This is a genomic window from Nocardiopsis sp. N85, assembly GCF_028882275.1.
Lineage (GTDB): Bacteria > Actinomycetota > Actinomycetes > Streptosporangiales > Streptosporangiaceae > Nocardiopsis > Nocardiopsis lambiniae.
In genome coordinates, this window is sequence record NZ_JARBUT010000003.1 from 90,188 (window position 1) to 103,289 (window position 13,102).

Annotated in this window: 9 protein-coding genes; 1 reads left to right on the forward strand and 8 read right to left on the reverse strand. The window is 71.0% G+C overall.

Annotated elements, in window-relative coordinates:
• Window positions 1-482: 482 nt before the first annotated feature.
• Together rsrA and PWG71_RS06190 are read right to left on the reverse strand one after the other, a co-directional pair.
• A complete protein-coding gene (rsrA, locus tag PWG71_RS06185) occupies window positions 483-788 on the reverse strand; it encodes a mycothiol system anti-sigma-R factor (protein WP_274808562.1) in 306 nt (101 codons plus the stop codon).
• On the reverse strand, window positions 785-1,450 hold the full coding sequence (locus PWG71_RS06190) for a sigma-70 family RNA polymerase sigma factor (protein WP_274808563.1): 666 nt from the start codon (window positions 1,448-1,450) through the stop codon (window positions 785-787). The genes rsrA and PWG71_RS06190 overlap by 4 nt, the downstream gene beginning before the upstream one ends.
• A 354-nt stretch (window positions 1,451-1,804) precedes the next feature.
• On the opposite strand from PWG71_RS06190, the gene PWG71_RS06195 reads away from it, so the two are divergent.
• Window positions 1,805-2,626: a class I SAM-dependent methyltransferase gene (locus PWG71_RS06195; RefSeq protein WP_274808564.1), complete on the forward strand. Its 822-nt coding sequence runs from the start codon at window positions 1,805-1,807 to the stop codon at window positions 2,624-2,626.
• A gap of 18 nt (window positions 2,627-2,644) precedes the next feature.
• On the opposite strand, the gene PWG71_RS06200 is transcribed toward PWG71_RS06195, so the two are convergent.
• From PWG71_RS06200 to PWG71_RS06225, 6 genes are all read right to left on the reverse strand, one after another.
• Complete coding sequence (locus PWG71_RS06200; protein ID WP_274808565.1) at window positions 2,645-3,184, reverse strand: hypothetical protein; 540 nt, start codon at window positions 3,182-3,184, stop codon at window positions 2,645-2,647.
• A gap of 302 nt (window positions 3,185-3,486) precedes the next feature.
• Window positions 3,487-5,169: a phosphomethylpyrimidine synthase ThiC gene (gene thiC / locus PWG71_RS06205; protein ID WP_274808566.1), complete on the reverse strand. Its 1,683-nt coding sequence runs from the start codon at window positions 5,167-5,169 to the stop codon at window positions 3,487-3,489.
• 211 nt (window positions 5,170-5,380) lie between these two features.
• Window positions 5,381-6,235 (reverse strand): SOS response-associated peptidase, encoded by an 855-nt coding sequence (locus tag PWG71_RS06210; protein WP_274808567.1) that lies wholly within the window; start codon window positions 6,233-6,235, stop codon window positions 5,381-5,383.
• 10 nt (window positions 6,236-6,245) lie between these two features.
• Window positions 6,246-7,295 carry a DUF3068 domain-containing protein gene (locus PWG71_RS06215; RefSeq protein WP_274808568.1) on the reverse strand — a complete coding sequence of 350 codons (1,050 nt, stop codon included), beginning with the start codon at window positions 7,293-7,295 and terminating at the stop codon, window positions 6,246-6,248.
• Window positions 7,292-11,722 (reverse strand): alpha-(1->3)-arabinofuranosyltransferase, encoded by a 4,431-nt coding sequence (locus tag PWG71_RS06220; RefSeq protein ID WP_274808569.1) that lies wholly within the window; start codon window positions 11,720-11,722, stop codon window positions 7,292-7,294. The genes PWG71_RS06215 and PWG71_RS06220 overlap by 4 nt, the downstream gene beginning before the upstream one ends.
• Window positions 11,719-13,011: a glycosyltransferase family 4 protein gene (locus PWG71_RS06225; RefSeq protein ID WP_446724983.1), complete on the reverse strand. Its 1,293-nt coding sequence runs from the start codon at window positions 13,009-13,011 to the stop codon at window positions 11,719-11,721. Before PWG71_RS06225 ends, PWG71_RS06220 begins: the two co-directional genes overlap by 4 nt.
• Window positions 13,012-13,102: the final 91 nt, after the last annotated feature.

Consider the following 13,102-nt stretch of genomic DNA (forward strand, 5'->3'; position numbering starts at 1 on the left):
AGTATGGAATTACTAATTCAATTAGCAATCTCAAGAGACTACCCTCAGTGACCGACGCCGCGAGGGGCGTGCTCACGGAAGTCCGATGCTCAAGCGACCTCTTCGCCACCCGGTGAACCGAGCCCACCAGGTTCGACTACTCAAAGTAACCAGACATGGGCGCGCCGCAGGGTCGCCGGAAAAATCATTCCGAGTCGATCACGGGCGTGCCACCCCAAGGGCTTCGGGCGTGTCGCAGGAGTGAGCGAAGACGGCACCCGAGTGGCCGGATGACCAAAACCCCGACGGAGAAAGGGAATCGCCCTCCGTGCGCACACAAATAACCCGAAAACCACCTTAACGCCACATAAGATGACAAGAATAAAAGAAGCCGGCCCAATATGACAAAAAGGCGGAAGCTGGAATTCCAGCTTCCGCCGTGAGAGCGGTCGACCCCGGAAAAAGAACCGGGTCCGCGTGGGGACCGCGTCCGCGGCCCCGGATCAGGTGAACGTTCCGGGCGCCCGCTCCACCGCCTCGCGGACGGACTGTTCGGTCCTGGCCAGGGCCAACCGGCCCAATACCTTGTCCCGCAGGTCCAGGGGGACCGGATCGCAACCGCAGTGCTTGGCGACGAGCTTCTTCACCGCCTCGTCCAGGCCGTACTCCTCCAGGCAGGGCTCGCACTCGTCCAGATGTCGCCTGATCAGCTCGCAGTTGTTCTCTTCGAGCTCACCGTCGATATAGGTGTAGAGCTTGTCGAGTACCTCACTGCACGGGGTGTCCCCGTGTCGGTCATGGCCGCTCATCGTCGATCTCCTCGATCCGACCCGTCCTGACCCCGCCCGCCCGCGGACGTCCCCGAGGCGGCCGCACCCGCCGTGGCGCGCGTGGCGGCGAGGAAACCGCGATCCACCGCGTACTCCTCCAACAGGGACCGGAGCTGACGGCGCCCCCGGTGCAGTCGGGACATGACCGTCCCGATCGGCGTCCCCATGATCTCGGCGACCTCCTTGTACGCGAAGCCCTCGACGTCGGCGAGGTAGACCGCGATCCGGAAGTCCTCGGGCAGTTCCTGGAGCGCCCGCTTGACGTCACTGTCGGGGAGGTGCTCCAAGGCCTCGGCCTCGGCGGACTTCAGACCCGCCGCGGTGTGCGAGGCGGCCTGAGCCAACTGCCAGTCCTCGACGTCCTCGGTCCCGGCCTGTTTCGGCTCGCGTTGCTTCTTGCGGTAGGAGTTGATGAAGGTGTTGGTGAGGATGCGGTACAGCCACGCCTTGAGGTTCGTTCCCTCTTTGAACTGATGGAACGAACCGAACGCCTTGGCGAAGGTCTCCTGAACGAGATCCTCCGCGTCGGCGGGGTTGCGGGTCATGCGCAGCGCCGCGGAGTAGAGCTGGTCGAGAAAGGGGAGCACGTCCCTCTCGAAGCGCTCTTCCCGCTCCTCGGCTGTCTCCTGGCCCTGGTCCAAGCCCGTCGGCCTCCTCGCACTGGTTCCGGCTGGGAAATCCGTATCCCCACGATACGGTTCCACGGCACGGAGCCGGGCATCGGCACCACGTGGCGTCGTCGACGCCTCTTCGCGTTCGAGGCACGCACCGGCGGTCGGCATGGTCTGGTGGCCCTCCTCGGGGACTCCCTGGTGGCCGCGGTACCGGGGATCCCCCCGGTCGCGGTGTCGGTGACAACAACCGCCTCGACGCCCTGATTCCGCGCCGGCATGGGCCGAAGGTCCCTTCCACCCCCGAACTTCACCGATCGGGCACGTCATGGGAGGTGAGGCATGACAGAGTGCGGGTAAGACCTTTTGAAGGATGGGAGAGGAGTGCACGTGCGACCGTCCTCGACTCCGGCCTCCGACCGCCCGCGGTCACCGGCGGCACAGTTCGCCACCCCCGATCGGCTGTCCGATTACTGGCGGTTCTACTGGGCCGTCGCCGAGGCGCAGATCGCCCGGTGGCTCCCGGAGACCCCCTCCCGGCTGCTGGATCTGTCCAGCCCGGACTATCCGGGTACCCCTCGCGCCGTGGCCGCCGGACACGACGTGGTGACCCTGTTGCCCTCGCCGGACATGGCGGTGCGCCGCCCCCTGCGCCTGATCAACGGGCGCGCCATGGTGCCCGCCCCGGCCCGGCGCGGACGACTGCGCCAGATCGTCGGGGACGCGGCGTTCCCGCGTTTCCTGGCGGCGGAGAGTTTCGACGGGGTCATCGCCGACGACCGGGTCCTGTCCCGCCAGTTGGCCACCGAGGAGTCCATCGCGGAGATCGCCCGGGTGCTGCGCCCGGGCGGCCGGGTCCTGCTGTGCGTGGACTCCGTGGTCCTGGGCATGGCCCTGCTCGCCGAACAGGACCGCTGGCCGGAGCTGAGCCACGCGCCCAGCGCCGACGTGCTCCTGGTGCCCTGGCCGGACGGATCCATCACCCGCTGCTTCACCGCCGAACAGCTCACCGACACCGTCACCGAGGCGGGACTGGAGCTGGAGTGGATCAAGCCGCGCACGGTGCTGTCCGCCTCCACGGTGGAGATGATGCTGGCCCGCGACCCCCGGTCGATGGCGCGGTTGGTCGAGATGGAGCTGCACGCCACCGAGTCCGACGACTACGTGGGGGTGCACCTGATCGCGGGTGCCCGCAAACCGGGATAGCGGGGCCCGCCCGACCGGTCAGCGGGCGAGGAGCGCGATCAGCATGCCCGACAGGGCGACCAGCAGCAGGGCCGGTCCGGCTCCGACGCCGGTCGTGAAGCCGTAGGCCAGGTCCCGCCGATTCGCCCAGCGCACCGCGAGGAACGGCCACAGGGTCAGCCACACCGCGAGCGGGTACAGCAGCACGTTGTCCAGCACTCCGGCGAGCGGGACGAAGTGCACGCCCACCACCAGGCAGATCCACGGGGCGAAGTACTCGCGGCGGTCCATCGCCAACAGCACCAGGACGCCGAGCAGGGCCACCGCGAACTCGACGCCGAGGATGACCAGGCACAGGGTCATGGCGCGCTCGGCGGCCGGCACCGACCCGGAGTCCCAGTGCAGCCAGGAGAGCACACCCCCGGCCACCGCCAGGAGAAGGCCCAGGACGGAGCCGCCGGCCAGCCACCACCTGGCGTTCCCGGCGGGAGGGCGTTCCCGGGCCCACCCGAACCAGGCCGCGGCGAAGAATCCGAAGATCGCCATGGTCATGGTGGCGTCGCGGAAGAGGATGTCCATCAGGCCTCATCGATCGGGGGATGCTACGGGGACAGACTTCCACATTCCAGCGCCGGCCCGCCATGCGAGGGCCCGGCTGCGGAGCGCCGTTCCGATCGGCCGGCGCGGAGACGAACGGTGACCGGCGAGGGGACGCCGTTGGAGAACGGGTGGCCGAAGTCGTCCGGGCGCAGGGCGGTGATCGGCGACGGTCCCGTCCGCGAGGAGGGGGTCGAACGGTTCCCACGAAACCCGGAAGGGTGAACCGGCGGTAGCGATACCGCCGGTTCACCCACGGTCGGCGGGTGAACGTCCGGGTCGGGTCAGGGACGTTCGGTGAGGGGCAGGTAGACCCGGTTGCCGTGCGCCTCGAACTCGGCGGACTTGTCGGCCATACCGCGCTGGACGGCCTCGACCGTGTCCAGCCCGTTCTCCTCGGCGTAGCGGCGCACGTCCTGCGTGATCTTCATGGAACAGAACTTGGGCCCGCACATCGAACAGAAGTGCGCGGTCTTGGCGGGTTCGGCGGGCAGCGTCTCATCGTGGAACGCCGTCGCGGTCTCGGGGTCCAGCGACAGGTGGAACTGGTCCCGCCAGCGGAACTCGAACCGGGCCTTGGACAGGGCGTCGTCCCACTCCTGGGCCCGGGGGTGCCCCTTGGCCAGGTCGGCGGCGTGGGCGGCGAGCTTGTAGGTGATGACGCCGGTCTTGACGTCGTCCCTGTCGGGCAGCCCCAGATGTTCCTTGGGGGTGACGTAGCAGAGCATGGCCGTGCCGTACCACCCGATCTGGGCGGCGCCGATCGCCGAGGTGATGTGGTCGTACCCGGGGGCGATGTCGGTGGCCAGGGGGCCGAGCGTGTAGAACGGCGCCTCGCCGCACAGCTCCTCCTCCAGGCGCACGTTCTCCGCGATCTTGTGCATGGGCACGTGCCCCGGGCCCTCGATCATCACCTGCACGTCGTGGGCGCGGGCGATGTGGGTGAGCTCGCCGAGCGTGCGCAGCTCCGCGAACTGGGCATCGTCGTTGGCGTCGGCGATGGAGCCGGGGCGCAGCCCATCTCCGAGCGAGAACGTCACGTCGTACTCCCGGAGGATCTCGCACAGCTCCTCGAAGTGGGTGTACAGGAAGCTCTCCTTGTGGTGGGCCAGGCACCAGGCGGCCATGATGGAGCCGCCGCGCGAGACGATGCCGGTGACCCGGCGGGCGGTGAGCGGTACGTACCGCAGCAGGACGCCCGCGTGCACGGTCATGTAGTCCACGCCCTGCTCGCACTGCTCGATCACCGTGTCCCGGTAGATCTCCCAGGTGAGGGCGGCGGGGTCGCCGTCGACCTTCTCCAGCGCCTGGTAGATCGGCACCGTGCCGACCGGGACCGGGGAGTTGCGCAGGATGCGTTCGCGGGTCTCGTGGATGCGCTTGCCGGTGGACAGGTCCATGATCGTGTCGGCGCCCCAGCGGGTGGCCCACACCATCTTCTCGACCTCCTCCTCCACCGAGGAGGTGACGGCCGAGTTGCCGATGTTGGCGTTGATCTTGACCAGGAAGTTCTTGCCGATGATCATCGGCTCGGACTCGGGGTGGCGGCGGTTGGCGGGGATGACCGCCCGGCCGATGGCCACCTCCGCGCGGACGAACTCGGGGTCGAGGCCCTCGCGTTCGGCCACGAACCGCATCTCGGGGGTGACGGTCCCGGCCTTGGCGTGGGCGAGCTGGGTGTCGGCGCCGCCGATGGGGGCGCGGGCGTCGATCCAGGGCAGGCGCACCCCGGGGAGCCCGGCGTGGACGTCGATGTGCGCGGTGTCGTCGGTGTAGGGGCCGGAGGTGTCGTACAGATCGAAATGGCCGCCGTCGGTCAGTCCCACCCGGCGTCGGGGGACCCGGAGGGTGAGGCCCTCGGGGGTCGAGATCTCCCGGTAGACCTTGGATGATCCCATGATGGGACCGGTGGTCACCCGGTGATCCCCGATGGTGGAACCGGTGTCACGGCTCGTCGAAGCCGTCATGGCATGCCTCCCTACGTCGGAATTACCCGAACAGGTTCTGCGGTCGGCGACACCGTTGAGTCGCCCTCTCAGCCCGCCATGGCGCGAGCTCCCGCGTTGCGTGATCCAGTTGTCGGACACGGTGGTGCCGTGTCCGGGCCCGCCCGCGACTCCGGGCGGCCCCGGACACTGTACACAGAGCCCCCCGGGTCGCGTCCAGGGGCCCGAACGGTCAGAAAAGGGTGTCCGATCCGCCCTCGTCCCCCGCCGCCAGGGGTTCGAGCAGGTCGGGACGGTTGTTCTTGATGCTGTTGACGTCGGTGGAGACCTCGTCCACCGCGAACCGGTCCACGGGGGTGTCGGCCATCAGGTGCGTCAGCTCCTCGGCGCCGGTGTCCGGGTCGAGCCAGGTGTCCCAGTCGTCCCGGGGCACGATGACGGGCATGCGTTCGTGGATGTGGGCGAGGGCGGGGGCGGCCTCGGTGGTGATGACGGCACAGCTCCACACCCAGGCGGCCGGGTCGTCCTCGGCCACGTCGGGATCGCGCCAGCGTTCGAAGATCCCGGCCATCGCCAGCGGCTCGTCGTCGCGGTAGTGGATGGAGTAGGGCTTCTTGTCCGCCTTGGCCTTGCGCTTCTTGTGCTCGGGGTCGGTGGCGGGCGAGGTGCTGGCCCGCACCGTGCCGTCCTTGCCGATGAGCTGCCACTCGTAGTAGGCGTTGGCGGGGAGCAGGCAGCGGCGGCGGCGGAACGCCGTGCGGAAGGCCGGTTTGTCGGCCACCGTCTCGCTGCGGGCGTTGATCATCCGATAGCCGATGTTGCGGTCCTTGGCCCAGGAGGGGATCAGTCCCCAGCGCAGGGTGTGCAGGGAGGACGGCCCCCGCGCGCTCTGCTCGGTCCCCTGCGGGGGCGGGCCGAGCACGGCGTAGACCGGGCGACCGGGAGAGATGTTGTAGTCGGGCTCCAGTTCCTCCAGAGGCGGCCAGGCGCGCGTGTCGACGTCGTCGCCGGGCAGGGCCGCTTCGGGGAGGTCGAAGTCGAGCCGGAGCTGCTGTACGTTCCTGGACTGGGCATAACGACCGCACATGTGTCCGATCCTACGCCGTCGGCACCCGCTCCCCACCCGTGAACGGCGGATCCGTGGGCACTTCCGTGTCGCCGTCCCCCGGGTCGCCCGGCTCCGGTCCGTCGGGCTCCGACGGGTCCGCGCCGCGGAGCCGACCGATCCAGGCCAGGACACCGCCCGCGACCAGCAGCAGCCCGCCCGCCGGTCCCAGGGTCCAGGGCGCCCACACGTCCATGGCGCTCAACGTGAGCGAGCGGACCCGGGCCTGCTCGGCGCGGGCGGCGATCTGGTTCTCCCGCAGGCCCAGCTCCGCGTGCAGCAGTCGGACCTCGCCCGGGGCGTTCTGCGGGCGCAACGTCTCCAGCCGCGCCTCGTGGGTGTTGACCACCGTTCCGGAGGTCGGTTCCACCCAGTGGGTGCGCATCACCTGCAACCAGCGGGTGGCCGTGACCGTGCCCTCCGCGCCCGGGGTGAACAGCCACGCCGGGACCTCGCGGGCCGACTCGGGCACCTGGGTGGCGGCGATCGCCTGGGTGTAGCGGCGCACCGTCAGCCCGGCGATCTCGTCCATCCCCTGGAACTCCATGAGGGGCGCCGAACGCACCTCCGCGTCGTAGAAGGGGTGATCCGCCTCCCCCGCCCCGGGGGGCCAGGAGAACACCAGCCCGGCCTGGCGGACCGCCCGGTCGCCGTTGACGTGTTCGCCGCAGCAGTTGACGGCGCGGCCGGTGTGGCGGTCCACGATGACGCGGCGGCTCCAGTGGTCGATCATCGCGCCCTCGGCGACGGTGTCCACCGACATCTCCCACGCCGACCAGTCCGGGCCGTGGGCCTGGGAGCCCACCGAGGTGGTGCGGACGATCCGCACCCCGCTCACCCACGTCCACGTGGAGGTGTCCATGTACCCGGCGCCGTCGGCGACCATGGTCGCGTCGAACCGCGCCTCGGCGGGCAGCAGGGCCACCCGTTCGTGGACGTAGAGCGGCAGCATCGCCGCCAACGTCAACAGGAAGGCGCCGATCGCGGCGATGACGGTGCCCCGGGGCAGGAAGCCGCGCCCGGCGGTGTCGTTCGCGCTCATGTGCGCGCCTCCTCGTGGTCGCTCTCCCGGGTGCCGTCGTCCTCGGCGGGGACCGTCGCGGGGGGTGCCCCGACGGACGGACCGTCGGAGGGCCGCTCGGAGACCTCGGCGAGGGGTGGCGCCACGGACACCGCGGACGGCGGATGCCCGTCGGCCGGGGTCGGGTCCGGGTCCTGCCCCAGAGCCAGCACCAGTCGGGCCAGCGCGGGCAGGCACAGCAGCTGGGCCGCCCAACCGCGCAGCGGCCCGCCCATCAGCTCGGTGACGTCGTGGAAGGGCATGTGGATCGCCAGGTACGTGCCCACCGCCATCGACGAACCGGCCGCGGCCAGGGACAGCGCCACCGGCCACGGTCCGGCCAGGTGGGGCAGGGCCCGTCCGCCCATGGACGGACGTCCCGGCTTGGCGTGTCGGAGCCGGCCGGGCGCCCGGCGGCCCAACCACCACACGCAGAGCACGATGACGCCGACCAGTGCGGCGCCCGCCCAACCGGCGACCCACACCCCGTAGGCCAGCCCCGCGGGCAGGACGATCCACCGCGACGGCCACGCCGACCCGGCGTCGGGCAGGGCGCGCGGCCCTCGCGGCGGCCCGGCGAGGGCGGCACGGCCGCCCGGCAGCAGCCGGCGCGGCCACAGGGTGAGGACGGCCAGGAGGGCGACCAGCCCCGCGCCCACGGCCAGGGCCCGGTGATAGGCGGCGTCGGGGGTGTAGGTGAGGGTGACGGTGCCCGAGCTGCCCGCGGGCAGCAGCCAGGCCTGTTTCCACCCCTCCAACCGGATCGGTTCCAGGGCCTCACCGCCCGCAGGACGGGCCTCCCAGCCCTCGTTGAAGTTCTCGTTGACCACCAGGAAGGAGTCGGTGGAGACGGTGTCGACGTCGAAACGGCGCTCGCCGGGGCCCCACTCGTGCACGGCGGCGGGGGCGGTCAGGGAGACCTCGGGGCGTTCGGCGATCGAGGAGCCCGACTCCACCACGGCGGAGCGGACCTCGTAGCGGTTGCCCGGGTCGACCACGATCCGGTTCTCCCCCTCCACCAGCTCCAGGTCGGTGCAGCTCTCGTACCGCAACGGCCGTCCGGTGAGCTGGTCGGCGAGGGTCCCCGCGCTGATCCGCGTCTCCACCCGCTGCCCGTTGACCCGCAGGATCGGGCCCAGACCGCAGGCGGTGGAGGCGTCGCCCTCGGGCGACGGGTCCACCGGGTCCACGCCCGGCAGGGCGATCGTGCCGATCTCCAGCGCCTGCCCCTCGGGGCGTTCGAACGTCACCCGCAGGGTCTCGGCGGTGAACGGCGCGAAGTCGACGCGGCCGCTGCCGTCCAGCCACCCCTCGCGTACGGTGCCGCCGCCCTCGACGATGACCTTGATGGGGCGCAGGACGCTGTCGGCCCGGGGCAGGTCCACCGTCAGGTGGCCGAGTTCGACCGGCCTGCCCAGCTCGATGTCGAGCCAGGGGCGCTTCTCCTCGGGGTCGGGGTACCAGACCGTGCTCTCGTCGTCGTCGAACGCCCCGCGTCCCATCGCCGCCGGGTGCTGGACGGCGGTGGAGGAGGCGTTGACGTACGGGTACGAACCGGCGCGGTTGGCGGCGTTCTCGGCCTCGCGCGGATCGGTCAGGACGACCTCGCCCGACACCGAGTGCGGTGCCGACGCGGAGGCGGCCGACAGTTCGAAGGTGCGGTCGAGCCGGCGGGCGTCCTCGCCCTGGACCTGGAGGCCGGTGTTGCACACCCACACGTGGGAGCCCTCCATGCATCCCGGCGCGGTGCCCGTGGAACCGGTGAACAGCAGCGTCCCGGCGTCGGCGGGGCCGGGAACGCGCAGGGTGCGGGCCGGCTCCAGGCCGGGCACGGAGATGGAGGAGACGCCCACCCGGGTGCCGAACCGGTACTCCGGTTCCCACGCGAGTTCGTCCACCCGCAGCCGCAGGACGGTGGTGAGCCCCGGAGGGGCCATCACCTCCTGCGGGTCGTCGGTCTGGGCGACCGGGGCCTCCACCTCTCCGGTGTCGGTGATGACGCTGATCCGCGAGGGCGGCGGATCGTCGGCGAACTGCTCGAACGCGATCGTCAGCCCGGTGAGGTCCTGGGGCTCGGCGAACTCGACCTCGATCCACTCGCCGATCGCGCCGGTGAACGCGCTGGACCGCCACGAGGTGGTCAGGTCGTCGTCGAGCGCGGCGTGCGGGGCGTGCCCGGGGTCGCGGTCGGAGGCGCGGGCCCCCGCTCCGCTCTCGGAGGAGGAGGCCCGCACCGACACGATGTCGATGTCCTCGGCGTGGGCGGTGTAGTCCTCCCAGGTCGGGTCCACGATGTCGGGGGCGGGGACGTCGCGTTCGAGTTCCTCGTCCTCGGTGAGGGTGGCCGACACGTTGCGGCGCACATCGGGGTAGACGACCTCGCGACGTCGGGCGGTGTCGGTGACGATCGTGTCCTCGGCGGGCACCAGGTCGGCCCCGGGGTCGTCGCCCAGCAGCACCGGCCGGTCGTCGGTGACCAACCCCTGCTCGGCGAGGTGGAGCAGGGACTCGGGGCCGCCGGTGACCCGGACGACCTCGTCGGCGGGCACCACGCCCACCGTCGGCGCGGCGTTCTCCACCTCGTAGATCGTCAGCGCCGCGTAGGGCTGGTCGAACCACTGGGAGGCGGACCGGTGGTCCAGGGAGCCGATGGGGGGACCGAACTCGGCGGCCTCGGTGATGCCGGGAGAGGAGCGCAACGCCTGGTGCACACGGGCGGGCCAGCCGCCGTGGTTGCCGACGCGTTGCAGATCGTTGCGGACGAGCAGGTGCGTGACGCCCATGCGGGCCAGGGTGTCGGCCAGTCCCTCGGAACCGCGCCCGGAGGACACCCGCTGGTCGATCTCGTGGGTGAGGCGCGAGACGCCCGACGATCCCCACGGGATGATCTGGTGGTTGGTCCAGGCGCCCGTGAGCAGCGGTTGCAGGGGTTCGTCCAGGGGACGACCCCACTCGTACTCGCCGCGCGCCGAACCGGGGAGCGCCATGGTCATGCCGCGTTCGTCGGAACGGTCGTTGAGCCAGTCGACGGCCTCGCGCCAGTACGCCGGGATGGCGACGAACCCGCCCGCCGGGGCCACGCCCACGGTGGCGATCGGAACGAGCGTGACGAGGAACGCGGCCGCGCAGGCGGCGGCGACGGTACGCCGCACCCGCCCCGAGACGGGCTCGCCGCGCCGGTCGGCCCGGTCCCGGGCCACGACGACGGGCAGGTGGGCCAGGCCCAGGACCAGGGGCAGCCGGATGAGCGCGTCGAACTTGTGGACGTTGCGGAAGGGGGACAGCGCTCCGTCGAGGAGTTCGCGCATGGTCCCGGCGAAGGGGCCGGTGAGGTCGCCGGTGAAGCCCGCGACGATGATCGCGGTGCCGGTGAGCAGACTGGTGATGAGGAAGAGGCGTTCGGGGGTGCGCCGGTTGATGAGGCCGGCCAGTCCCAACCCGGCGACCAGCGCGGTGACCGCGATCAGCCAGGGGGTGAGCGACAGGGCGGCGCCCGAGGGCAGCGCCGTGTTGCCCTGGTCGGGGAGGAAGCCCATCCAGTTGGAGGTGCCGCGCAGCGCGTTGAGCAGTGAGGTGACGCCGGTGGTGACGGCGGCGTCCTCGGTGTAGGGCATGAACGAGTACACGTACCGCGACATGAGCAGCAGCGGGACGATGTACCAGAACGTGGCGGCGATCAGGGCCACCGACCACCAGAGCATGAGCCGACGTTTGCGCGGCCCGCCGGCCCGGGTGATCAGGTACAGCCCCGGGACGATGAGGACGGCCAGTTCCGAGGCCGCGTTGGTGCCGCCGCACAGGAGGAACGCCAGCCCCGACAGCAGGGCCATGCGGGCCGGCGGGTACCCGTGCCGTGCGCCCAGGATGAGCGGCAGCAGCACCCACGGCATGAGCAGCATGGGCTGTAGCTCGGCCGAGTTGTACGACAGCAGGGTCAGCACCCGGGGGGCCAGCGCGTAGGCGACACCGGCCAGGATGCGGGTGTTGACGGTGCCGATGCCCAATGCGCCGGCGACCTTGTAGACCCCCAGGAACGCGGCGATGAGCAGCACGGCCATCCACGACCGCTGGACGAGCCACTCGGGCATGCCGAGTTGTACGAGCAGCAGGTGGAAGGGGCCGTTGGGGAAGAGGTACCCGTAGGCCTGGTTCTGGATCTGCCCGAAATAGGAGGCGTCCCACAGGTGCAGGGCGCGCTCCATGAACCCCAGGGGGTTGATCGTCAGGTCGAGTTTGGTGTCGCTGACGATCCGACCGGGATCGATGCTGGCCGCCAGCGCGCCCAGGAGAAGACACACCGCGAGGACCTTGAGCCGCCGCAGCAGCCTCTCGTCCGGCTCTCCGCCGAAGGCGGACGGTGCCCTGGAATCCTCCGGTTCGCGCCTGGCGGTGGATTCCGCCGAAGTCACTTCTCTGTTTTCCTGCCTGCCGTCGTGTCGGGGGCGTCCGCGCCGCCGGGGAGATCGAGTTCGCGGGCGACCAGGCGGGTCATCTCCGCGCCGCCGGCCTCCCAGGTGAAGCGTGCGGCCCAGGCCCGGCAGGCTCGACGGACGGCGGCCCTGCGGTGGGGGTCGGAGAGCTCCTTCAACGCCCGGGAGACCACGTCGGCCAGGTCCTCACCCTCGCGCACCAGCCATCCGGTCTCGCCGTCGCGGACCGAATCGCGAAGTCCGTCCACATCGTAGGCCACGGTGGGCACGCCCATGCGTGCGGCCTCGATGACGGTCAGGCCCCAGCCCTCGAACTCGGAGGCGGTGACGTGCAGGTGGCAGGAGGCCAGCACGCTGTTCTTGTCCTCCTCCGGCAGGAAACCGTGGAGGCGGACGCGGTCGGCGGTGCCGTCCCGGGAGATCTGTTCGGCCAGGTGGTCGCCCTCGGGGCCGCGGCCGACGATGTGCACCCGCAGGCGGGGGTGCTCGTCGGCGAGGGAACGGGCCAGGTCGGCGACCTGCGAGACGCGTTTCTGCACCACGAGGCGCCCCAGGCTGACGATGGCCGGATCGCCCATGTCGTCGGGGGCGTCGTCCAGTGGCTTGAGGGGCCCCTGGACGCCGCCGTTGTGGATGATCTCGATGGGGGCGCGCCAGCCCAGCTTCTCGCGCAGGGCGCGACGCGAGGACTCCGAGACGGTGACCGTGGTGCAGTCGCGGTAGACCCACGAGGCGACGGTGGACTCGATGAAGCGGCCCAGCCAGGCCAGGGGCGCCGAGAAGTAGGCGTTGAACTGGAGGTCGTGGACGTGGTGCACGATGCTGACCACCCGGGTCCGGCGGCGCAGCACCAGGCGGGACAGGAAGGGGATGCCGTTCATGCAGTCGAAGGCGAGCCGGTACTCGCGACGCCACAGGGCCAGCCAGGCCATGACCCGCGGATAGACGGTGAACCGGCCGCCCATGCGGCGGATGACGATGCCGTCCTTGGTCTCGACGCGGGCCTGGTGGGGTTCGCGGCTGGTGAGGAAGGTGACGATGGCGCCGCGTTCGGCCAGGTGACGGCTGATCCGCCAGGCGTACTCCTCGGCCCCGCCGGCGGTGGCCTGCCAGGGGTCGCGCCAGTTGATCATGACCAGGCGGACGCCGTCGAGTCGGGGACCGAGGTCGATGGGGTCCTCCTCGACGGCCGCCGGGATCGGGGCGGGGTTCGCGGGGACCGTGGGCGGGCCGCCCACCACTCGGTGGTGGGCCTTCGAGAAGACCACGCGCTCTCCTTCCGCGGGGTGTCCGGAACCCGGCGCGCCCACACCCTCCGGATCGAAGCGAACACGGAGAGCAATGGCGTGCGGGAAGAAC